General features: G+C 70.6%; 16 protein-coding genes. 5 read left to right on the forward strand and 11 right to left on the reverse strand.

The features are described 5' to 3' along the window. Nucleotides 1-132: 132 nt before the first annotated feature. Both J2X65_RS07860 and J2X65_RS07865 read right to left on the reverse strand, forming a co-directional pair. Nucleotides 133-3837, reverse strand: coding sequence for an AsmA family protein (locus tag J2X65_RS07860; RefSeq protein WP_310199993.1), 3705 nt, complete (start codon nt 3835-3837; stop codon nt 133-135). Between the two features lie 152 nt (nt 3838-3989). Continuing rightward, entirely contained in the window at nt 3990-5405 is a 1416-nt protein-coding gene (locus J2X65_RS07865; RefSeq protein ID WP_404977680.1) for an FAD-binding oxidoreductase, read from the reverse strand. Between the two features lie 263 nt (nt 5406-5668). On the opposite strand from J2X65_RS07865, the gene J2X65_RS07870 reads away from it, so the two are divergent. Together J2X65_RS07870 and J2X65_RS07875 are read left to right on the forward strand one after the other, a co-directional pair. After that, complete coding sequence (locus J2X65_RS07870; RefSeq protein ID WP_310199995.1) at nt 5669-6181, forward strand: thioesterase family protein; 513 nt, start codon at nt 5669-5671, stop codon at nt 6179-6181. A 300-nt stretch (nt 6182-6481) separates the two neighbouring features. Further along, complete coding sequence (locus J2X65_RS07875) at nt 6482-6697, forward strand: hypothetical protein (protein ID WP_310199997.1); 216 nt, start codon at nt 6482-6484, stop codon at nt 6695-6697. A 38-nt stretch (nt 6698-6735) separates the two neighbouring features. Here the strand turns inward: J2X65_RS07875 and J2X65_RS07880 are convergent, their stop codons facing one another. From J2X65_RS07880 to J2X65_RS07890, 3 genes are all read right to left on the reverse strand, one after another. After that, nucleotides 6736-7662, reverse strand: a complete 927-nt coding sequence (locus J2X65_RS07880) for a 50S ribosomal protein L11 methyltransferase (RefSeq protein ID WP_310199999.1) — start codon at nt 7660-7662, stop codon at nt 6736-6738. A gap of 78 nt (nt 7663-7740) precedes the next feature. After that, complete coding sequence (locus tag J2X65_RS07885; RefSeq protein ID WP_310200001.1) at nt 7741-10242, reverse strand: UvrD-helicase domain-containing protein; 2502 nt, start codon at nt 10240-10242, stop codon at nt 7741-7743. Nucleotides 10243-10424: 182 nt separating this feature from the next. Next, a complete protein-coding gene (locus tag J2X65_RS07890; RefSeq protein ID WP_310200003.1) occupies nt 10425-11231 on the reverse strand; it encodes a transporter substrate-binding domain-containing protein in 807 nt (268 codons plus the stop codon). A gap of 120 nt (nt 11232-11351) precedes the next feature. Here J2X65_RS07890 and J2X65_RS07895 point away from each other — a divergent pair, with 120 nt between their 5' ends. The 3 genes from J2X65_RS07895 to J2X65_RS07905 all read left to right on the forward strand — a co-directional run bounded on the left by J2X65_RS07895 (nt 11352) and on the right by J2X65_RS07905 (nt 14168). Continuing rightward, on the forward strand, nt 11352-11960 hold the full coding sequence (locus tag J2X65_RS07895; protein WP_310200005.1) for a LysE family translocator: 609 nt from the start codon (nt 11352-11354) through the stop codon (nt 11958-11960). A gap of 35 nt (nt 11961-11995) precedes the next feature. Then, a complete protein-coding gene (locus tag J2X65_RS07900) occupies nt 11996-13828 on the forward strand; it encodes an aminopeptidase P family protein (protein ID WP_310200007.1) in 1833 nt (610 codons plus the stop codon). Between the two features lie 187 nt (nt 13829-14015). Further along, nucleotides 14016-14168: a DUF3309 domain-containing protein gene (locus J2X65_RS07905; protein WP_213362965.1), complete on the forward strand. Its 153-nt coding sequence runs from the start codon at nt 14016-14018 to the stop codon at nt 14166-14168. Nucleotides 14169-14359: 191 nt separating this feature from the next. Here J2X65_RS07905 and J2X65_RS07910 read toward each other — a convergent pair whose 3' ends face one another. The 6 genes from J2X65_RS07910 to ftsZ form a co-directional block, all read right to left on the reverse strand. Next, nucleotides 14360-14917 (reverse strand): cysteine hydrolase family protein, encoded by a 558-nt coding sequence (locus J2X65_RS07910; RefSeq protein WP_310200010.1) that lies wholly within the window; start codon nt 14915-14917, stop codon nt 14360-14362. Between the two features lie 102 nt (nt 14918-15019). After that, nucleotides 15020-17491: an NAD-dependent DNA ligase LigA gene (gene ligA, locus J2X65_RS07915; RefSeq protein WP_310200012.1), complete on the reverse strand. Its 2472-nt coding sequence runs from the start codon at nt 17489-17491 to the stop codon at nt 15020-15022. Next, the gene (gene recN, locus J2X65_RS07920) at nt 17488-19176 is read right to left on the reverse strand and encodes a DNA repair protein RecN (RefSeq protein WP_310200014.1); all 1689 of its coding nucleotides are present in this window, start codon (nt 19174-19176) and stop codon (nt 17488-17490) included. The genes ligA and recN overlap by 4 nt, the downstream gene beginning before the upstream one ends. Before the next feature lie 133 nt (nt 19177-19309). Further along, nucleotides 19310-20188, reverse strand: a complete 879-nt coding sequence (locus J2X65_RS07925; RefSeq protein WP_310200016.1) for an outer membrane protein assembly factor BamD — start codon at nt 20186-20188, stop codon at nt 19310-19312. A gap of 184 nt (nt 20189-20372) precedes the next feature. Beyond that, nucleotides 20373-21314, reverse strand: a complete 942-nt coding sequence (gene lpxC, locus J2X65_RS07930; protein ID WP_310200018.1) for a UDP-3-O-acyl-N-acetylglucosamine deacetylase — start codon at nt 21312-21314, stop codon at nt 20373-20375. Nucleotides 21315-21622: 308 nt separating this feature from the next. Then, nucleotides 21623-23371 (reverse strand): cell division protein FtsZ, encoded by a 1749-nt coding sequence (gene ftsZ, locus J2X65_RS07935; RefSeq protein WP_310200020.1) that lies wholly within the window; start codon nt 23369-23371, stop codon nt 21623-21625. Nucleotides 23372-23416 lie beyond the last annotated feature (45 nt).

Here is a 23416-nt window from a genome sequence, read left to right on the forward strand (position 1 = left end):
CATCCGGCCCGCGAGACAGGAAGCCGTGCCTAGGGCAATTCCCCGCAAGACCGCGCTGCGATTTTGCGGAAGAATTGCGAAAAATCAAAGAGTTGGAGCAATTCCGGTGAACCTGATTTCACCGGAATTGCTCTAGGGCGCCAGCGGCGGCTGCATGATCGGGTTGAGCAAGGCATCCGGCGGAATGTCGACCGGCGGCGCGAGCGGCGGCGCCGGGGAGCCGGGCTCCATCTGGAAGGGCGGCGGCGACACCGGTGCCGCCGGCATCTCCTCGCGCCGCGGCGCCTCACGTTGCGGCGACTGACTCGGCGGAACATCGCGCTGAACCTGCCGCAGCGGCGGCGCCTGCGGCACCAGCCGGGGCGCCGGCCCCGGGCTGGACTGCGGCACCAGCGCCGGGGGCGACGCGATCGGCGGTGGCGGTGGCGACGGCGCCGGCTGGAGCGGCGTGTCGGTGGCATGGCCGGCATTGGTCAGCGGCGTGCGGCCATATTCCGCCTCCAGCCGCTTGGTCTCGCGTTCCAGCGCCCGCAGGTTGACGGCGGCGACCAGGGCGGTGACGTCGGTACGCCGTTCCGGCGCCGCCAGCGGCCCGCTCCAGCGTAGGGCGGCGGCCGGCATCGCCGCGGTACCCGACGCGCCGCCGACCTTGCCGACATCCTCGATCTCGACCAGCGCCTCGATGCCGAGGCTGGCAAGGTCGAGGCCGCCGGACAGCGCGAAGCGCTGGTCGCCGATGGCAAGCCGCGCCACCCCGCTGCGCGCCACGCCGGCGACCAGGCTGAGCGTGGTCTCGGCACGGGGAAGCTTCAGCGGCCCGCGGGCAAGCCCTTCCTCGAACAGTTCGGCGACCCGGCGCGGCTCCGGCGGCAGACCGCGTTCGGTGGCCAGCATCACATATTGCAGCGCCGCCGGTGAGGTCGCGGCGATCTCGATGCCATCGAGCGCCAGGCTGCCCTGCCCGGCAAGGCTGCCGACCAGCGCCCGCGGCGAAGTGCCCGCGCCGGTGAAATCGAGCGAGAGGTCGACGACGCCCTGCGCCATCGGCCGCGTCACGCCGCCGGCGGCGAGCAGCGGTGCCGAGGGCATTGCCTTCAGCGTCAGGCTGCCATCCGCCCGCACCGCGGCGCCGTTGCGCGAGAGGTCGAGCCGGCCGGCAAGCGCGCCGCCGGCCAGCCCGCCGGCGAATTCCTCGACGATCACCCGGCCACCGCCAAGCCGGGCGCGCAGCGTCGTCCGGTCGAGCGTCAGCCCGCCCGGCAAATCCAGCCGGCCGATGTCGAGCCGCACCCGCCCGGCCGCCTTGGCCAGCGGCGGCGGCGAAAAGCCGGTGGTGGGCCAGCGCCCCTCGCCGCTGCTCCGGCCGGCGATCAGCGCCAGCGCAGTGGTCAGCCGCCATTCCGGCAGCGAAAGATCCGCCTCCACCGGCTCCGGCGTGCCCGGGCGGTAAACCAGGCTGCCCGCCAGCGGGGTGCCGGCCAGGCTGCCGGTCAGTCCGGCGAGGCGGTAGCCGTCGCCCTCGCGCGTCAGGCGTGCGGCCAGTTGGGCCGGCAGCGTCCGCACGCCGCCCATGGCGAGGTCCGGCAGCAGCCGGGCGAGGTCGGCCTCATCGAGCGTCAGCGCCAGATCCGGCGTCAGAGTCCCATCGTCCGCCCGCGCCAGCGTGCCCTTGGCGGCAAGCCGGGCACCGGCGAGCGCAAAGCTGGCGGCGAGGCCGGGCTCGGCCGTCAGGTCCAGCCGCGCCGGCCCGAGCTTGGGCCGCAGCCCCGGCACCCCGAGCCGGGTCAGGAAGGCGCTGCCATCGGCGATATTGAGGGCGAGCGAACCGGTCGCCGGCCGCCCGCCGCTAAGGCCCAGCGCGCCCTTGCCGGAATAGGCGCCAAGCCGCCCGGTGACGGTGAGGTCCATGCGCCCGCCGGCCGAGGCGAGCGTCACCTCGGCATTCACCGGCGCGAGATCGGCGCCGAGCTTTGCCAGCATGTCACGCGCCTGCTCGAAGCCGGCAAGCCGTGCCAGCGCCATCAGCCCGTCCGCCCGTGCGCCGGTGAGGGTCGCGTGCAGCCCGCCATCCGGCTCGCCGGCGGCCGCCACCCGTCCCGCGCCCCGAAGGTCGATGCCGCCGAAATTGCCGAGCGCCAGCCGCTCGATGTCGATGCCCTGCGTCCCGGCGGTGAGTGCCAGGTCGATGCCGGCGGCATCCACCCCGGCGAGCCGCACCGTCCGGCCGGAGAAGGTGAGGCCGATATCGAGCGCTTCCCCGCCCGCCGCCATCAGCCGCCGCGCCGGCGCGATCAGCGGGTCGAGATCGACCCCGCGCCCGGCAAGCGCCGCATCGATCCGGCCGCGCCGGTCGCCATCGGCGAAGGCATAGGAACCCGAGCCGGTGAGCGTCAGCCCGCCGGCGGCCAGCGTCATCGCCGACAGCTCGACCTTGTCGGCGCCGAGCGCGATGCCGGCATCGAGCCTGGCGGCGCCGGCGGGAAGCCCGGCGGCAAAGCCGCCCGCCTGCGGCATCGCCCAGGCGAGGAAGGCCGGCAGGTCCTCGGCGCTCGCCGCCACCGTTCCGGCGAACAGCGCCGCGTCGCCCACCCCGTTCGCCACCGGGGCCGCGCCGGCCGCGGGAGTCGCCACCTTGCCGGCCAGTTGCGCCCGCGCGCCGCCGGGCAGCCGCGCCTCCAGCGTGCGCACCGCCCAGCTGCCGCCGGACCAGTCGAGTCCGGCCTTCACCTCCCGCATCGCCGCCCCGGCGAGCAGCACCGTATCGGCGGCGAGATCCAGCGTGCCGGCGCCGGTCACCTCGGCGAGCGGGGCGACCGCACGGGCCACCTCGTTCAGCGCCGCCAGCGGCGGCGCCCCGCCGGTGGCGGCGTTGAGATCGATCTGCCGCGCCGCGAGGTTCAGTTCCAGCCGCGATGTGCCGGGGCTGCCCTGGCTGGCCGGGGTGGTCGACAACCGGCCACTGCCGGCGAGTTCCACCGGCCGCTCGGCCGAGCCGAGCGCCAGCGTCAGATTCGTCGCCTCCAGCGCCGCCGGCGTGGCGTTCACCGTGCCGCTGAGGCTCCAGCCGGCCGGCGCCGCGGAACCGGTTGCGTCGACGCTCGCCGGCCGCGCCGCCGGCGCGGTGGAGAGGCTGGCCTTGCCGGCGAAGGCCGGCCGGCCGCCGGCAAGGCTGAGTGTGCCGTCGGCATCGAGGAGGAACGGCGAATCGATCTGCTGCAACGACAGCCGCAGCCGGGAACTGCCATCCGGCGCGACGCCGGCGAGCCCGAGCTTCAGCTTCCGCCGCGCGCCGGCCGCCGTCACCTCGCCGTCGAGCCGCAGCGGCCCGGCCAGGCTGGTGAGCGCCCCGGTGGCGGCGATGTCGTCGAGGCGCAGCATGCGCCCGCTGGCGCGATCGATCAGTTCCAGCCGCCCCTGGCGGATGGTGAAGGCGGCGATGCCGAGATCGGCCGGGGCACCGGCGCCGGTCGGCTTCGCCACCCGGCCGGTGGCGTCCAGCACCAGCCGCCCGCTCGGCTCGTCGAGGGTGAGGTGCTGCACCGCGATGCGTCCGCGCATCAGTTCGCCGAGAGTCAGGCTGGCAGCGAGTTCTCGCACCGACAGGCCGGTGCCGCCGGCATCGACGCCGATCGACACGTCGCGCAGCACCACGGAGGGGGTCGGCAGCAGCCGGGCGTCGATCGGGCCGCGGATCACCACCGGCGCGCCGATCACCCGCGCCGCCTGCGCCTCGAAGCTCGCCCGCCACGGCGTCCAGTCGATCAGATAGGGGGCAGCGAAGGCGGCGGCGATTGCCAGGATCACCGCCCCCGCCAGCGTGAGCAGGAAATTCTGCACCCGGTTCCTCCGCGATCGGCCGCGCCGGCCCTCGCCCGATGCGGGAAAGGCCGGCCGCCGACAGTCTTAGACGCTTGACGTTATTTGCATCCTCCACATCGATGCAACAGCATGATGGTGGGGTGCCGGCGGTTCTGCGGCGCAGGCTCCTCTCAGGGAAGGATCTTGCCGGGATTCATGATGCCCTGCGGGTCGAGCGCCTGCTTGATCGCCCGCATGGCGTCGAGCGTCGCCGCGCCGTGTTCGGCCTCCATGTATTTGCGCTTGCCCTGGCCGACGCCGTGCTCGCCGGTGGCGGTGCCGCCCATGGCCAGCGAGCGCTTCACCATGCGCGAAATGAAGTCCTTGGCCTTCGCCACGTCCTGCGGGTCGTCCATGTCGACCAGCGTCACGGTGTGGAAATTGCCGTCGCCGACATGGCCGACGATCGGCGCCACCATGCCCATCTCCTCGATGTCGCGCTTGGTCTCGTCGACGCACTCGGCCAGCCGCGAGATCGGCACGCAGACATCGGTCGCCAGCGCCTTGGCGCCCGGCTTCAGCGGCAGGCAGGCCCAGTAGGCGTCGTGCCGCGCCTGCCACAGCTTCGAGCGGTCCTCCGGGCGCGTCGCCCAGGAGAAGGCGCCGCCGCCATATTCCGCCGCGATCTCGCCGAAGCGCTCGGCCTGCTCATGCACGCCGGCCTCGGTGCCGTGGAACTCGACGAACAGGGTGGGCTGCTCGGCGAGGTCGAGCTTGGAATAGGCGTTGCACGCCTTCACCTGCACTTCGTCGAGCAGTTCGATGCGCGCCACCGGCAGGCCGCTCTGGATGGTGGCGATGACCGCGTCGCAGGCCGAGCGGATGGTCGGGAACGGGCACACGCCGGCGGAGATCGCCTCCGGCTGGCCGGAGAGCTTCAGCGTCAGCCGGGTGATGACGCCGAGCGTGCCCTCGGCACCGACGAACAGCCGGGTGAGGTCGTAGCCGGCGGCGGATTTGCGCGCGCGGCGGGCGGTGGTGATGAGCTCGCCATTGGCCAGCACCGCGTTCAGCGCGATGACATTGTCCTTCATCGTGCCATAGCGCACCGCATTGGTGCCGGAGGCGCGGGTGGACGCCATGCCGCCCAGCGAGGCATCGGCGCCGGGATCGATGGGAAAGAACAGGCCGACATCGCGCAGATGGTCGTTGAGCTGCTTGCGGGTGACGCCGGGCTCCACCACGCAGTCGAGATCCTCCATGTTCACGCCGAGGATGCGGTTCATCCGCGACAGGTCGATGGAGATGCCGCCTTTCGGCGCGTTGACCTGGCCCTCCAGCGAGGAGCCGGTGCCGAACGGGATCACCGGCACGCCGTGCTGGGCGCAGGTACGCACGATAAGTTGAACGTCGTCCTCGCTCTCGGCGAACACCACCGCATCGGGCGCTTCGTTGCCGAGCCAGGTGATCGTGTTGGCGTGCTGCTCGCGAACGGCCCTGCCGGTGGAAAGGCGGTCGCCGAAGTGCTTCGAAAGGCTCGCTACCGTCGCGGCCACCGCCGTTTCGGCCGCCCGCTCCTGCGTCATCCCATCCATAAGCCCGGCCATCTCCGCCTCCTCTTCGTCTGCCCTGCTGCACCCCTGCGCGGGCGAGCCATATACCCTACGCGCGCCGGGGGCGAGGTGTCAGTTGCGGGTGATTTGCCGGCTCGCCGGCAGATTCCCCGGAAACACTCCAATTCCGCCCTTCTAAAGCCATTTCGATAGGTGACGACTGCATGGAAAGTCGGCACAATGCTTGTCAATAAGGCAGCGCACGGACGTGACGTTCATCAAGAGCGTTGGCGCTCGATAAAGTCGGGAATGGTGTCATGCTGGACGGGATCGATTTCGAACCCGTATTCTTCGCCCCATTCGTCTCGTCCGTAATGACGGTCGAGCCCGCTTGGGTCGATTACGACGGGCAGCTTAATACCGCATATTACAGCCTTCTTTTCGACCGCGCGGTCGAGGAGGCGGTGTTTCTGGTCGGGCTCGGGCCGCATCTGACGGAGACCCGAAGCTCCTCCTTCCTCACCGTGGAATCGCATCAGCGCTTCCTGCGCACCCTGCGTGCGGGCCATGAGGTGCGGGTCACCCTGCGCCTCATCAATTACGACGAGAAACGCATGCACCTGTTCCAGGAGATGCACCATGCCCGCGAGGGCTGGACGGCGGCGACCTGCGAACTGGTGGCGCAGCATGTCGAAACCGGCACCCGCCGGCCCTCGCCCTTCCCGGACGAGGTGCTGGAACGCCTTGCGCTGATGAAGGCGGCGCACGGCGCCCTGCCGCAGCCCGACGGGCTCGGCCGGCCGGTCAACATGCCCATTCGCCTGTCCTGACGCCGGGCGGCCCCAACCGGGTCGGTCGGGCGGGTAGGCATCACGGCTCCGTCGCGTCGAAAGGCGCGGCGACCTTGCCTCAGCCGCCAGCATCCCCTCACGGGACCCAGCGTCGGGGCACGGCTGCTGTGGCGGGAGCGGAAAGGCCCTGCGCCGGCCTTATTCCTTCCTCGCGGGGCGTGAGGAGCATTCCGGCCTTGCGATAGTTGCAGGCCAGCCATGAGTTCGTGTCGCTTTTTGTGCGGCGCGAAAGGTTTATGTTGCACGGCATAAACCTCAGCTCCCCGATGGAGACAACTCATGGCCGCGTCTTTTGCCATTGCCGCGATTCACACCGATCCCGCCGCCCGCCAGCCGGCTGCCGACGCCCCGTCGCGCGGCGTGTTCGGCCGCCTGCTCGACCGGCTCATCGAGGCCCGCGCCCAGCAGGCCCGCATCGAGATCGCCCGCCACGCCCACATGGCGAAGTTCGACGCCCGTCATGTCGCCGCGCTGGAACTGTTCGCCCGCGATTGATCGCGCCGGCCGGGTGCGGCTGGTCCGTCCCGGCGCGCCTAGCGCCGCGGCCGGCCGCCATCGGCCGTCAGCTCCAGCGTCGTCCAGCCCTCGATGGTGCGGCGGCGCCTGAGATAGAGCCCTTGCGCCCGATAGGCGGCCAGTGCCGCATTGGCGTGCGAGGGTAGCAGCCCGGACAGTACCACGGTGCCGCCCTTCGCGAGCAGCGGCCGCAGCGGCCGGGCAATGCCCTTGAGCGGCGCCAGCAGGATGTTTGCGAGGATCAGGTCGTAGGGCCCGCCCGCGCGGAACGCGCCCGCCCCGAGGCCCGGCGCGTGCAGGAAGCGGACGAACGGTGCCGCATGGTTGGCACGGGCGTTCTCGCGCGCCGTCGCCACCGCCACACGGTCGATGTCGCTCGCCAGCACCGGCGTGCGGAACAGCAGCGCCGCGCCCATGCCCAGCACCCCGGTGCCGGTGCCGACATCCAGTGTCCGGCCCGGCCGGCCGCGCTTGCCATAGGCGTGGATTGCCGCGAGGCATCCCTTGGTGGTGCCGTGATGGCCGGTGCCGAAGGCCAGCGCCGCCTCGATCTCGATGCCGATGGTGCTGCCGCCGCCGATCCGCTCGCGGTCATGCGAGCCGTGCACCACGAAGCGGCCGATCGCCACCGGCGCCAACCCTTCCAGCGACGCCGCCACCCAGTCCTTCTTGTCGAGCGTCGAGAACACCGCCGCCTGCGCCGCTTCCGGCGAGATCAGCGCGATCAGCGCGCGCACGTCGTCCTCGTCCGGCGCCTCGGCGAAATAGGCCTCCACCGCCCAGCCCGAACCCTCGGCGCGGTCCTCGATCTCGAAGGCGGAGGTGGCGACCTCGGCCGGGTCGAAGCTCTCGCCGAGATATTCGGCGATCACCCGCGCCTGGTGCTCGGGCACATCGACGCGCATCACATGCGACGCGCCGTTGGGCGGAAGTCCTTCGAGCATGGCCGGCCTCGCGGGGTGGAGAAAGTGGGCGCTGTTTACGAAAGCCCGGCGGGAAACGCCAGCGCCCCGGCATCGGGCTCACACCGCCTCGACGTAATTGTCCAGCACCCGCTTCTCGCCGGCCTTGTCGAACTGCACGGTCAGCTTGTTGCCTTCGGCCGCCGCCACCTCGCCATAGCCGAACTTCTGGTGGAACACCCGCGCGCCCACCGCGAAGCGCGACGGCGCGCCGGTCGAGCTCGCCACCAGCTGTCCCTCGATGATGCGTCCGCCGGACGCCCCGCCGCGCGACGCGCCGGGGCTGTAGCGCGAGGCGCCGTCCGAGAAACCGCCGAACTGCCCCTCGCGGCGGCCGCCGGCGGCGTTGTTCTGCGCGTTGGCCTGTGCATGGCTCTGCGCCCGCTGCCAGCCCGGCGTCGAATAGCTGGAGCCGAAGGTCTGCGCCTCGTCGAAGCGGCTGGGGCCGTAGCCGTAGCGGCCGGCGCTGGTGGCCCCGCCCCAGCCATGGCCGCCGCGCGATTCCGTCACTTCCACATGGTTTTCCGGCAGTTCATCGAGGAAGCGGCTCGGCACGCTCGATTGCCACATGCCATGGATGCGCCGGTTGGAGGCAAAAAACACCTTGGCGAAGCGGCGGGCGCGGGTAATTCCCACGTAAGCCAATCGCCGCTCCTCCTCCAGCCCGGCGCGGCCCTGCTCGTCGAGCGCGCGCTGGTGCGGAAACAGCCCCTCCTCCCAGCCGGGCAGGAACACCACGTCGAATTCCAGCCCCTTGGCGGAATGCAGCGTCATGATGCTCACCGCGTCGCCGGAGCCGGAGCCCTCGGCGTCCATCACCAGCGAGATGTGCTCGAGGAAGCCGACGAGGTTCTCGAACGGCTCCATGGAGCGCACCAGTTCCTTGAGGTTTTCCAGCCGCCCGGCGGCATCCGCCGAGCGGTCCTTCTGCCACATCTCGGTATAGCCCGACTCATCCAGCACGATCTCGGCAAGCTGGCTCTGCGGCATCGCCGCCATCTGCCCGCGCCAGCGGTCGAAGCTGGCGACAAGGTCGCGCAAGGTCAGCCGCACCTTCGGCTTCAACTCCTCGCTGCCCACCAGCTGCCGCGCCGCCTCGACGAGCGGCACGCCGACCGCGCGGGCATGGTCGTGGATCTGCCGCAGCGCCGCGTCGCCGAGCCCGCGCTTGGGCACGTTGACGATGCGCTCGAAGGCGAGGTCGTCGGCCGGCGAGGCGATGACGCGCAGATAGGCCAGCGCATCGCGGATTTCCGCCCGCTCATAGAAGCGCGGGCCGCCGATCACCCGGTAGTTGAGCCCCATGGTGACGAAGCGGTCTTCGAATTCGCGCATCTGGAACGAGGCGCGCACCAGGATCGCCATTTGCGACAGCGCCCGTCCCTGGCGCTGCAGCGCCTCGATCTCCTCGCCGATGGCGCGGGCTTCCTCCTGACTGTCCCAGGCGCCGGTCACCGTCACCTTCTCGCCGCTCTCGCCCTCGGAGAACAGCGTCTTGCCGAGCCGGCCCTCATTATGGGCGATCAGATGGGCGGCGGCGCCGAGGATATGGCCGGTGGAACGGTAGTTGCGCTCTAGCCGCACCACCTTGGCGCCGGGAAAGTCGCTCTCGAAGCGCAGGATGTTGTCGACCTCGGCGCCGCGCCAGCCATAGATCGACTGGTCGTCGTCGCCGACGCAGCAGACATTGTGCGAGCCCTGCGCCAGCAGCCGCAGCCAGAGATACTGCGCGACATTGGTGTCTTGATACTCGTCGACGAGAATGTAGCGGAAGCGCCGGTGATACTCGGCCAGCACGTCCGGGTTCTCGCGCAGCAGCCGGATGCTCTCCAGCAGCAGATCGCCGAAATCCACCGCGTTCAGCGCCTTCAGCCGCGCCTGGTAGTCGGCATAGAGTTTTTGCCCGCGGCCGTTGGCGAAGGCGGCGCCCTCGCCGGCCGACACCATGTCCGGCGTCAGGCCGCGGTTCTTCCAGCCGTCGATGGTGCCCGCGAGCAGCCGCGCCGGCCAGCGCTTCTCGTCGATGTTCTCGGCCTGGAGCAATTGCTTCAGCAGCCGGATCTGGTCGTCGGTGTCGAGAATGGTGAAGCCGCTCTTCAGCCCCACCAGCTCGGCGTGACGGCGCAGCATACGCACGCCGATGGAGTGGAAGGTGCCGAGCCACGGCATGCCCTCCACCTGCTCGCCGACCATCTGGCCGATGCGCTCCTTCATCTCGCGCGCCGCCTTGTTGGTGAAGGTCACCGCGAGAATTTGCGAGGGATAGGCAAGGCCCAGCGAGAGGATGTGGACGATGCGGGTGGTCAGCACCCGCGTCTTTCCGGTGCCGGCGCCGGCAAGCACCAGCACCGGGCCCTCGGTGGCCTCCACCGCCGCGCGCTGCTCGGGGTTCAGCCCGTCGAGATAGGCCGCCCCCCGGCTGGCCGGGCCGGGCGGCTGCGCGCCGGCACGTGCACGCGCGGCGATGCCGCCGGGGCGGGGCGTATGCGCCGGCAGGTCGAAGGGAATGTCGTCGTCAGGTCGGTTCCAGGGGTCGGCCAAGGGCCCGCTCGTTCTCGTCATCTGAGCCGCTTCCGGCCGGGCAACATCGCCCGCGGCCAGGAAAGCGCGCCCGCCTCAATAAGCCGGCGCCCGCTTTCGCGAAAGTCCCTCGACCTCCCCGAAAGGCGCACCAGCGATTCCTACGAGAACAAAATGGCATCGGCATGCCCGTTTGGCGAGGCCGGGCCGCTCCGGACACGGCCTCAGGGCCGGGGCAGCACCGTCGTCACCGGCGAATCCGGCGGCGGACGCGAGCCGAACCATTTGCGGTGAATGGCCGCCAGCGTGCCGTTCACCTTGATGGCCGACAACGCGGTGTCGAGCCGTGCCGTCCATGGCGAGCCCGGCCGCAGCATGATGCCGTAGCGGTCCTCGGTCGGCAGCCGGGCGATGACGGCGAGGTCGCGGCTCTCCAGCAGGGCGTAGAGCAGTGCCGGCTCGTCGCCGAAATAGGCCGTGACCTCGCCGCGACGCAGCAGGGCCAGCGCCTCGTCCATGCTGTCGACATAGCGGATGGAGCGGATCGCGTAGCGGCCGCGGCTCGCCTCCAGCCATTGCGCATTGGTCGAGCTCGGCGTCGTCGCCACCGTCTTGCCGGCCAGGCCCTCCAGGTCGCGGATGCCGGCGTTCTTCAGCACCGCCACCGCCTGCGAGGTGCGGTAATAGGGCTGGGTGAAGTCGAAGCGGGCCAGCCGCGCCGGCGTGATGGTGAGGCTGCTCGCCACCGCGTCGACATGCCCGGCATCGAGGGCGTCGAACAGCTCGGCAAAGCCCAGCGGCCGCGTCGTCACCTCGACCCCGAGTTCGGCCCCGAGCGCCCGCACCATGTCGATGTCGAAGCCGACATAGACGCCTGACGGCTCCCTGAATTCCCACGGCCGGTTGTCATGATGCACGCCGATGGTCAGCTGGGCCAGGGCCGGCGCCGTTGCCGCCAGCCATGCCGGCAGCACGCCGAACAGGGCGCCGAGGACGATCAGCGCCAGCCGGCGACGGCCCGTCCGGATCATTGGGGGAAGCTCCATTTGCCGGGCGGTCAGATTGACGTACCAAGGGATCGGGCCGATGCTGGCCCAATCGTCCCCCTTCGTCCAGCCGGTTTCCCGAACATGTCGTACGGACTCTTTACGATGACCGCGCTGGCCGGCGCGCTATACGTGCTGATGCCCGGCCCGGCCTTCCTGGCGTTGTTCTCGCTCGCCGCGGCGCAGGGGCGCGGTGCCGGGGTGCGCTTCGTCAGCGGCCATCTGGTCGGCGACCTGTTCTGGGGCACCCTCGCCTTCGCCGCCATCATCGGCGTCAACCAGCTCGGCCCGACGCTGTTCGATCTGCTCGGCATCGTCTGCGGCCTTTATCTGTGCTGGCTCGGGGTCAAGGCGCTGACCTCGAAGGGCAGCGCCGGCGGCCCCGTCGGTGCCGGCCGGCCGCTGATCACCGGGGTGCTGTTCGGCCTCACCAATCCGAAGGCCTATCCGGTGTCGGTGGCCATGTACACGGCGCTGACCGCCAGCTACGCCACCTCGCTCGCCTGGAGCGACGCGCCCATCCTGATGGCCGCCGCCTTTATCGGCTTCATCGCCGCCGATATCATCCTGGTCTGGGCCGCCGGCCTGGCGCCGGTGCGGCGGGTGTTCCTGCGCCACGGCACGATCATCACCCGCCTGGTCGGGATGATGTTCATCGCCTTCGGCGCCAAGTCGCTGTGGGATGCCGGCCGGGCGATGCAAAGTCGCGCCTGAGGCACGGCCGCCCGCTTTCCTCGAGAGTGCATGTCATGTTCGAAGCCAAGTTCCAGTCCTTCGCCGATTCCGCCGCTCCCGAGCGTGGCGCCGCCCACCTGGCGCGGCTGCGCGCCGAGCTCGACCGGCGCGGTCTGGACGGCTTCGTCGTCCCGCGCGCCGATGCGCACCAGAACGAATATGTGCCGCCCTGCGACGAGCGCCTCGCCTGGCTCACCGGCTTCACCGGCTCGGCCGGCATCGCCCTGGTGCTGCGCGACGAGGCCGCCCTCGTGGTCGACGGGCGGTACACCATCCAGGCCGCCGCCCAGACCGATCCCGCCGCCTACACCGTGGTGCAGCTGGCGCAGCAGAGCCCCGAAGCCTGGCTCGCCGCGCATCTGCCGGCCGGCGCCCGGCTCGGCTACGATCCGTGGCTGATCACCGTCGATACGCTCGACCGGCTGCGCAAGGCGGTGGCCGGCGCCGACGCGGTGCTGGTGGCGGTCGACGGCAACCCCATCGACGCGGTGTGGGCCGACCGTCCCGCCGCCCCGGTGGCGCCGGTCACCCTGCGCGATCCGGCGCTGGCCGGCGAGACCACCGAATCGAAGCTCGCCCGCATCCGCGACAGGCTGGCGGCGGAAAAGCTCGACGCCGTCGTCCTCTCCGATCCGCACGGCGTCGCCTGGACCTTCAACATCCGCGGCGGCGACGTCTCCTTCACGCCGCTGCCGCTCGCCTGGGCCATCGTGCCGCGCGAGGGCCGCCCGACGCTGTTCGTCGACGGCCGCAAGCTCTCCAACGCGGTGCGCGATGCCCTCGCCGCGACAGCCGAGATCGCCGAGCCGGTGATGCTGGAGCGGGCGCTCGATCTCATTGCCGCCGGCAACGCGCTGATCCGCCTCGACCAGGCGACCGCCCCGGCCCTTCTCGCCGCCCGCATCGAGGCGGCGGGCGGCCGGGTGTCGCGCGGCGCCAGCCCTGTGGCACTGATGCAGGCGGCGAAGAACGAGGCCGAGCTCGCCGGCATGCGCGCCGCGCATCTGCGCGACGGCGCCGCGCTGGTGCGCTTCCTCGCCTGGTTCGATGCCGAGGCGCCCAAGGGCGAGCTCACCGAGATCGACTGCGTGGCCGCCCTGGAGACCTTCCGCCGCGACACCGGACTGCTGAAGGACGTGTCCTTCCCCTCGATCGCCGGCGCCGGCCCCAATGGCGCGCTGCCGCATTACCGCGTCAGCGAGGCCAGCAACCGCAGGCTCAATCCCGGCGAATTGTTCGTCATCGATTCCGGTGCCCAGTATGAGGATGGCACCACCGACGTCACCCGCACCTTGCCGGTCGGCATGCCCGACGACGAGATGCGCGACCGCTATACCCGCGTGCTCAAGGGCCACATCGCGGTGGCCCGGGCGGTGTTCCCGCAGGGAACCTCCGGCGCCCAGCTCGATCCCTTCGCCCGCCAGTTCCTGTGGGCGGCCGGGCTCGATTTCGACCACGGCACCGGCCACGGGGTGGGCGCCTATCTCTCGGTGCATGAGGGGCCGGCGCGCATCTCCAAGCTCGGCACCGTGCCGCTGGAAGCCGGCATGGTGCTGTCCGACGAGCCCGGCTTCTACAAGGAGGGCAGCTTCGGCATCCGGCTGGAAAACCTGGTCGTGGTGCAGCCCGAGCCGACCCCGCCCGGCGGCGAGCGCCCCCTCTACAGTTTCGAGACCATCACCTTCGCGCCTTTCGACCGGCGGGTGATCGACCCGGTGCTGCTCACCGACGAGGAAATCGCCTGGCTCGACGACTACCACGCCAGGGTGCGCGAGCTGATCGGCCCGCTCGTCGACGGCCCGGCCGCCGACTGGCTCATCGAAGCCACCGCGCCGCTGCGGGGCTGAGGCCGGCTCCCGCCTCGAACCGGCTCCTCCCGACCGGCACTGACGTCGGGCCGCCCCATGCGGCCGCGTCCCTCGCTATCCCCGCGCTCATCTACCGGAGAGCATCGCGACGGTTCAATGGAACCATCGCGCGGGGCCGGCGTTCTCCTCGCAACCCAAGTCTACGGGACGCGATGGAGACGCCACCATGACCACTATTCTTCTGATCATCCTGATCCTCATTCTGGTCGGGGCGCTGCCGAGCTGGGGATACAGCCGCAGTTGGGGCTATGGCCCGAGCGGAATTGTCACCATTCTTCTGGTTATTCTGATCGTGATGATGCTGACCGGCCGCGTGTAACCGCGCCGCGACGGCGGCCTAGGCCGGCGGTGCACATCCGCCCTCCCAAGGCCGGACACGAGAAGCTGGGGCGCTCCACAAGGTCATCCTCTTCCCCAAGGCCTGCCCTGCGGAACGCTTCAAAGAAGGGCCGTCGCGTCTCCCCCCGCGGCGGCCCTTGTCTTTTGGCGCGGTATGCCGCGCCGCCCGGCCTATGCCACCCAGCTTTCGGCGATATCGCTGCCGTTCTTTATGCCGGCGCCGGCAAATTCCAGCGCCGCCATCAACGCCGCCTGCACGCTGGCCGCCGGCACCTCGGTGCCGCCGAAGCCGAGATCGCGCGTCGCCGTGGCATCATGCGCCACCGTCACCTCATAGCCGAGATCGAGCGCCGCCCGCGTCGCCGCATCCACGCACATATGGCTCATCGCCCCGACGATGACGAGCCGGCTGACGCCCTGCTGCTTCAGCGTCGCGTCGAGCCCGGTGTCGAGGAAGGCGTTGACGTTCCGCTTCACCACCACCGGCTCGCCCTCCTGCGGGCTGACGGCGGGATTGATCTGCGCGCCCGTGGTGCCATGGCCGAAGAACCCGGCCTCCGGAGAGGGATCCTCGTGCCGGACATGCACGATGCCGAGCCCCTTGCGCCGCGCCGCCTCCAGCAGGCGGGCCGCCTCGGCGGCCGCATCCTCCATGCCGACCAGCGGATATTTGCCGCCGGGAAAATAATCGTTCTGGATGTCGATCAGCAGCAGCGCGGTATCGGTCATGGCGGTCTCCTCGGCGGGCATTGTCGATCTCGATTGGCATGGTCGATCGCGATTGGCATGTCGATCTCGATTGGCATGGCCGGCGAGGGCCGGGCCGACGGCTCAGCCGCCACCCGCCAGCGCCAGCCACTCATCCTCGGTAAGCACGGCGACGCCCAGTTCGCGCGCCTTGGCGAGCTTGGAGCCGGCATCCTCGCCGGCCACCACGTAGTCGGTTTTCTTCGATACCGAGCCGGCAACCTTGGCGCCGAGCCGCTCCGCCATCGCCTTGGCCTCGTCGCGGGTCAGGCGCGCAAGCGCGCCGGTGAACACCACCGTCTTGCCGGAGACCGCGCCGGAGGCCGCCGGCGGCGCCTCGGCCGGTATCACCCGGATTTCCGCCAGCAATTCGTCGAGCAGGCTCTGATTGTGCGCCTCGGCGTAGAACTCGCACAGCGAGGTCGCCGCCACCTCGCCGACATCCGGCACGCCGGCAAGGGCGAGGAAGGCCGCGCCCGGCATCTGCCGGCGCGCTTCGGCCAGTGCCGCGAGAACCTCGCCGTCGGTGCCATAGACGGTGCGCACCGCTACGCGCTGCCGGGCGTTGAGCGCGGCGCTGGTGAACACCGCGCGCAGCCTCTCCTCGGCGTTGTCCGCTGCCGCCGCGGGCGTCTCGATATCCGTCGCCCGTGCCAGAGCCTCCGCCCGCTTCGCACCGACCGACGGCACCGCCAGCAGCCGCAGCCAGGCCTCGCCCGGAACCGCCGGCGCGGCGGCTTCCAGCGCCGCGCGCAGCGCCTCGATGCTGCGATAGGTCCGCGCCAGCGCCTTCGCCGTCACCTCGCCGACATGGCGGATGCCGAGCGCGTAGATGAAGCGGGCCAGCGGCACCTCGCGGCGCTCGTCGATGGAGGCGAACAGCTTGTCGACGCCGAGAAACTGCCGCTCTTCCTCCGCCAGCACCTTCTTGCGCGCCTGCCCGGTCTCGATCTCGCGCTGGCGGGCGCGTTCCTCGCGCTGGGCGAGGAAGGCCTTGCGCACCTCCTCGCCGCGCCGGTGCAGGCGGAAGATGTCGGCCGGCGTGCGCAGCAGCCCGGCATCGAACAGCGTCTGCACGTTCTCGTCGCCGAGCCCCTCTATGTCGAGGGCGTCGCGGGCGACGAAGTGGCGGATGCGCTCCACCGCCTGTGCCGGGCAGACCAGGCCGCCGGTGCAGCGGCGCACCGATTCGCCCTCGTCCCGCACCGCATGCGAACCGCAGGCCGGGCAGACATGCGGGAACACGTAGCGCACCGCCTCCGCCGGCCGGCGCTCCAGCACCACGTCCACCACCTGCGGGATGACGTCGCCGGCCCGCTGGATGGTGACGAAATCGCCGATGCGGATGTCGATCGGCCGGCCATCGACAGTGCCGCGGATCGGCTCGCCATCGCCGCCTATGCCGGCGATGTAGTCCTCATTGTGCAGCGAGGCGTTCGAGACCACGACGCCGCCCACCGTGATCGGGGCGAGCTTGGCGACCGGCGTCAGCGCACCGGTGCGCCCGACCTGGATCTCGATGCCGACGAGCTGTGTCACCGCCCGCTGCGCCGGGAATTTGTGCGCGATCGCCCAGCGCGGCGAGCGCGAGATGAAGCCGAGCTCGCGCTGGAAATCCAGCCGGTCCACCTTGTAGACCACGCCGTCAATGTCGTAGCCGAGCTCGGCCCGCCGCTCGCCGATCATGCGGTAATGCGCCAGCAGCTCGGCGGCCGAATGGCAGCGCACGGTCAGCTCGTTGGTTGGCAGGCCCCAGCGCGCGAACGCCTCGATGACGCCGAACTGGGTGTCCGCCGGCAGCCCGCCCGCAGTCACCTCGCCCCAGGCATAGGCGAAGAAGCGCAGCGGCCGCGCGGCGGTGATCCTCGGGTCGAGCTGGCGCAGGCTGCCGGCGGCGGCGTTGCGCGGATTGGCGAAGACCGGCTTGCCGGCCTCCATCTGGCGCGCGTTCAGCGCCGCGAAGTCGGCATGGCCCATATAGACCTCGCCGCGCACCTCGAACACGTCGGGGATCTCGAACATGTCGCGGCCGGCGAGCCGCTCGGGAATGTCGGCGATCGTGCGCACATTGGCGGTGACGTCCTCGCCCTCGAAGCCGTCGCCACGGGTGGCGGCACTGACCAGCACGCCCTTCTCGTAGCGCAGCGAGCAGGACAGCCCGTCGATCTTCGGCTCGGCGGTGAGGACGAGGTCGGCATCGGCGGGGAGACCGAGGAAGCGGCGGATGCGCGCCACGAACTCCTCCACCTCCTCGTCGGCGAAGGCATTGCCGAGCGACAGCATCGGCACCGCGTGGCGGATCTTGGCAAATTTGGCCGATGGCGCCGCCCCGACCTTCTCGGAGAGGCTGTCAATGCCCCTGAGCTCGGGGAACGCCGCCTCGATCGCCTCGTAGCGGCGGCGCAGCGCGTCGTAATCCGCATCGGAGACGGTCGGCGCGTCGTCCTGATAGTAGCGCCGGTCGTGGCCGGCGATTTCCTCGCCGAGCCGGGCATGTTCCTTGGCCGCCTCGTCGGCGGTCAGCTTCTCGATGTCGATGTCGGCAGAGGTGTTCATGCGGGCGACTTAGCGGATTCGGCGCCCTTGAGCAGCCTGTCGGCGGCAGCGCGGGCTTCGGCGGTGATCTCGGCGCCCGAGAGCATGCGGGCGATCTCCTCGCGGCGATGATCGGGGGCGAGCGGCGCCACATGGGTGGCGACGCGGTCGCGCTCGGCGGTCATCTCCTTGGCGATGCGGTAATGGTTGCCCGCCCGCGCCGCCACCTGCGGCGCATGGGTCACGGCGATCACCTGCGCGCGGGCGCCGAGCCGGGCCAGCCGGGCGCCGATGGCATCCGCCACCGCGCCGCCCACCCCGGTGTCGATCTCGTCGAACACCAGCGTCGGCGCCGAGCCCTTGTCGGCCAGCACCACCTTGAGCGCCAGCAGGAAGCGCGCGAGCTCGCCGCCGGAGGCCACCTTCATCATCGGGCCGGGGCGGGTGCCGGGATTGGTTCGCACCCAGAACTCGATCCGGTCATAGCCGTCGGCCTGGCCGTTGCTCTCGTCGGTCTGGATATCGGTGCTGAACTGCGCCCGTTCGAGCTTGAGCGGCGGCAGTTCGGCATTCACCGCGGCATCGAGCGCGGCGCCCGCACGGTGGCGGCGTTCGGAAAGGTCGCGGGCGGCGGCGCGATAGGCCGCCTCCGCCTCGGCGGCGCGCGCCTGCAGCACCACCAGCGCCCGCCCGCCATTGTCCAGCGCCTCCAGCTTGCCGGCGAAGCGCGCGGCGGTCTGCGGCAGGTCGTCGACGCGGCAGCTATATTTGCGGCCGGCGGCGCGCAGGGCGAACAGCCGCTCCTCGATCCGCTCCAGCTCGCGCGGGTCGAAATCCGCGGCGTTGAGGGCCGCTTCCAGCAGCGTGCGCGCCAGCTCCAGCGCCCCCAGCGCCTCGTCGATGGCCTCCACCGCCGGGCGCACCAGCGCCTCCGCCTCGCCCGCCCGCCGCTCCAGCCGGCGCACCGCGGCGGCCAGTGCCGGCACCGGCGAGCCGTGGCCGCCGACCGCCTCATGCGCCTCGCCGAGATCGGCGGCGATCTTCTCGTAGCGCATCATCTCCGAACGGCGGGTGGCGAGCCGCTCCTCCTCGCCCACCTCGGCGCCCAGTGTGCCAAGCTCCTCCGCCGCGTGGCGCAGGAAATCGGCCTCCCGGGCCGCCTCGTCGAGCCGCGCCTGCTCAGCGCCGAGTTCCTCGGTCAGCGCCCGCCAGCGCCGCCACAGCGCACCGACTTCCGCCGCCGGCACCGCGAGCCCGCCGAAGGCGTCGAGCAGCACGCGATGCGACGCGGTGTCCACCAGCGCCCGGTCGGCGTGCTGGCCATGGATTTCCACCAGTGCGGCGCCGATCGAGCGCAGCATCTGCGCGCTCACCGACTGGTCGTTGACGAAGGCGCGGGTACGCCCGTCGACATGCTGGATGCGGCGCAGCACCAGCGCGCCGTCATCGGCGATGCCGGCCTCCGCCAGCAGCCCCCGCACCGGATGGTCGAGGGCGAGGTCGAATTCCGCCGTCACCTGTCCCTGGCCGGCGCCGTGGCGTACCAGCGAGCCGTCGCCGCGCCCGCCGAGCGCCAGGGTGAAGGCGTCGAGCAGGATCGACTTGCCGGCACCGGTCTCGCCGGTCAGCACGGTGAGGCCCGGCTCGAAGGCGAGGTCGAGCCGCTCGATAAGGACGATGTCCCTGATCGCCAGGGCAGCGAGCATGCGTCAGCTCCGAAGCGAATCCAGCCGGCGAAGCAGGCTCGCCGACGCAAGGCAGGTTCTAGAGCATTTTCGCGTTGTGTTCACGTCGTCCGGCGAGAAATCACCGGCGGCGCCCGGCGCGCCGGTCGGCGCATCAGGAGCCGAGCTTGAACCCCTGGAAGGCCTTGGCGATCCAGGACTGCTCGTTCATCTTCGGGTTGACGCCACGCGATTCCACCAGCTTGTAGGCGTCCTTGTACCAGCTGCTTTCCGGGAAATTATAGCCCAGCACCGCCGCCGAGGTCTGCGCTTCATTGACCACGCCGAGCGCCATATAGGCTTCGGTCAGGCGGTAGAGCGCCTCTTCGGCGTGGCGGGTGGTCTGGTAGCGTGTCACCACCACCTTGAAGCGGTTGATGGCGCCGGCATAGTTGCGCTGATCGAGATAATAGCGCCCGATCATCATCTCCTTGCCGGCGAGCTGGTCGCGGGCGACTTCGAGCTTCTTCTTGGCGCTGACCGCATATTCCGTGTCGGGATATTTGCGGACCACCTCGTCGAGCGCGTCCATGGCCCGCTGGGTGCGGGTCTGGTCGCGGGAGATGTCGGGGATCAGGTCGAAATTCGCCGCCGCGACCAGATACTGCGCATAGGCGGCGTCCGGCGAGCCGGGGTGCAAAGCGAGGTAGCGCTTGGCGGCGCCGATGCACTCGTCATACTTGCCCTGCGAGTAGTTGATGTAGGCGGTCATGAGCATCGCCTTGCGAGCCCATTCCGAATAGGGGTGCTGGCGGTCCACGTCCTCGAAGCGCGTCAGCGCCCCGGCGTAGTCCTCCTTCTGCATGAGGGTCAGGCCCTCATTGTAGCGCTGCTCGGCCGGCACGTCGGGCACGACCAGCTCTTCTTCCTTGGTGTCGAACAGATTGGCGCAGCCGGCCATCGGGAGGGCGGCGAAGGCCAGCGCGAACAGGCGGGCGACACGAGCGGTTCGCGGCGCCGGCACGTTGCGACCGGCGAGATGGAGAAGACGCATCACAGCTTTCGATCCCGATCCGGAGCCACCGCTCCCTGCCGCGGCTCTGCCCGGCACAAAAGTCCCTGGTTAGCCGCTAGCGCCGCTTTCCGACCGGATTATGGCGGCTGGGATGCCAAAGCCCGCAAAGCCGCCCCGGCGTCGTGGCATCACCGACAATCGCCGGGCACGCCGTTGGTAAAACTCAAAGTTCCGGCGCGTGGGCCGGCATCGCCACCGCAATGCCGAGGCCCGCCGTGCCGCGCAAGGCGCGGCGGCTGGGCAACCGGGCTTCGACGATCTCATAGGCCGAACGATCGGCCAGCAGCGCGTCGACCACCGCGAAGTTCAGCTTGTGGCCGCCGCGATAGGAGCGGTAGCGCGCCAGCAGCGGCAGTCCGCCAAGGGCGAGGTCGCCGAGGGCGTCGAGCGCCTTGTGGCGGACGAATTCGTCGGACCAGCGCAGCCCGCCCTCGTTCACAACGCCGTCTTCGCTGACGCAGATGGTGTTCTCCAGCGAGGCGCCGAGCGCATAGCCGGCCTCCCAGAGGCGGTTCACATCGCTGAGGAAGCCGAAGGTGCGGGCCGGCGCCAGGTCGCGGCGGAACACTTCCGGCGACACGGTCGCGGCATAGCGCTGGCGGCCGATGGCGGCATGGGCGAAATCGATCTCGACCTCGAGCCGGAAGCCCATATCATAGGGCGACAGTTCGCCGAAGCCGGTCTCGGTCTCGACCCGGATGGTCTTCAGCACCTTGAGATAGCGGCGGGCATTGCCGGTCTCGACGATGCCCACCTCGTCGATGGCGGTGACGAATTCATCGGCGCTGCCGTCGAGGATCGGCACTTCCGGCCCGTCGATCTCGACGCGGGCATTGTCGATGCCGAGGCCGGCGAAGCAGGCGAGCAGATGCTCGACGGTGGAGACCGCCGGGCCGCTTTCGTCGCGCAGCACGGTAGCAAGGTCGCTGCCGCGCACCGCGTCGCGGCAGGCGCGCACGGAGCGGGAGGCGTCGGAACGCAGGAAGACGATGCCGGTATCGGCCGGGGCGGGCGCAACCGTCATACGCGCCGCCTTGCCGGAATGAACGCCAACGCCGCTGAAAGCGACGCTGTCGGCAAGAGTGGTCTGACTTACTGCGTTCATTCCGTCATCCCAGGAACACGCCGAAGACGGCGAAATTCCCCCTTAAGATCCCGATACAGTCACAATCGGCCACCAAGGTTCGGCGGAGACACGAATCTCCCGGCGGCACTGTCTGACCGCACGATAGTCAGCGGCCACCTGCGTGCCAAATCACGCTTGCTTACCGTCTGTTACCGTCCTGCAATACACCCCGCATGGGAAATAAAGCCTTAAAATCAAAAGCAAACGCCCGGACCTTCCGGTCCGGGCGCTGCATTGCGTTACGACGTGGATAACAGATCGTTACCGGGATCGCGCTACCGCTTTCCTCAGCCCTGGCGGCGCAGGAAGGCGGGGATGTCGAGATGGTCGTCCTCGGCCGGGCGGGCCGCCTGCGGACGGCCATGGGCGTCGGCCGGACGCTGCACCGGGCGCTTGGCGAATTCCGACGATTCGGGCCGACGCTCGGCGAGCGGACGCTCCTCGGCATAGCCCTGCTGCTGCGGCGCGCGGCGCACCACCGGACGCATCTCCGCCGGCGGATCGACCTCTTCCTCCTCGTCGCGGCGGCCGAGGCCGACATGGGCGAGGCGCTGGAGCAGGGTCATGCGCTTCTTCTCGGCATGCTGCTGCTCGGTCGGCTCGCCGCGGGCGGCGCGGATCTGGTTCTGCGCCGGCACCGGCAGTTCCTCGACGCGCGGCATGCGGGGCGCGCGCGGCTCGGGACGCTCGGCCTGCGGCGGGATGAACGGCTCGATCGCCTCGTCCTGGTAGTCATAGGCCCCGGCCTGCGCCGGCTGCGGCTCGACATAGAGCTGCGGCTTGGGCGGCAGCTGGCGGATGGTGACGTCGTCGATGGCCGCGGCCGGCATCGGCGCCTGCTGGGCATAGCCGCTCTCGACGGCATAGACGTGCTCGCTGGCGCTGGGCGCGGCGAAGGTCGGCTCATAGGCCTGCTGGTGCATGCTGGGCTCTTCGCTCAGCGCCGAGGCGACCGAGCGCAGCGCGGCATCGCGGCGGGCCTCGACGGCGGCGCGGCCGGCATTGGACATGCGGCGCCCGCCGATGTCGGCGAGGTTGGACAGGCTGTGCGGGATCTGCTCCGGGATCACCGCCGGGTCGATGCCGGTGGCGACGACCGACACCCGGATGATGCCTTCCAGCGTCTCGTCGAAAGTGGCGCCGAGGATGATGTTGGCGTCGGGGTCGACTTCCTCGCGGATGCGGGTCGCCGCCTCGTCCACCTCGAACAGGGTGAGGTCGCGGCCGCCGGTGATCGAGATCAACAGGCCGCGGGCGCCGCGCATCGACACCTCGTCGAGCAGCGGGTTGGCGATGGCGGCCTCGGCGGCGTGCAGGGCGCGCTTCTCGCCCGAGGCCTCGCCGGTGCCCATCATCGCCTTGCCCATCTCGCGCATCACCGCGCGGACGTCGGCGAAGTCGAGGTTGATGAGGCCTTCCTTCACCATCAGGTCGGTGATGCAGGCGACGCCGGAGTACAGCACCTGGTCGGCCATCGCGAAGGCGTCGGCGAAGGTGGTCTTCTCGTTGGCCACCCGGAACAGGTTCTGGTTCGGGATGATGATGAGGGTGTCGACGCTCTTCTGCAGCTCGGCGATGCCCATCTCGCCGATGCGCATGCGGCGCTGGCCTTCGAAGTGGAACGGCTTGGTCACCACGCCGACGGTGAGGATGCCGAGCTCGCGGGCGGCGCGGGCGATCACCGGCGCGGCGCCGGTGCCGGTGCCGCCGCCCATGCCGGCCGTGATGAACGCCATGTGGGCGCCGGCGAGGTGGTCGCGGATCTCGTCGAGCGCCTCCTCGGCGGCGGCGCGGCCGACTTCCGGCTGCGAGCCGGCGCCGAGGCCCTCGGTGACGGCGACGCCCATCTGCACGATGCGCTCGGCCTTGGACAGCGCCAGCGCCTGCGCGTCGGTATTGGCCACCACGAAGTCCACGCCCGACAGGCCCGCCGTGATCATGTTGTTCACCGCATTGCCGCCGGCGCCGCCGACGCCGAACACGGTGATCCGGGGGCGCAGCTCGCGAATATCAGGCACCTGGAGGTTGATGGTCATTGAATGTGTCCCCTAACGCCGGCGGGCACGCGTCCCGACTCGATT

The organism is Ancylobacter sp. 3268 (genome assembly GCF_031456575.1).
Lineage (GTDB): Bacteria > Pseudomonadota > Alphaproteobacteria > Rhizobiales > Xanthobacteraceae > Ancylobacter.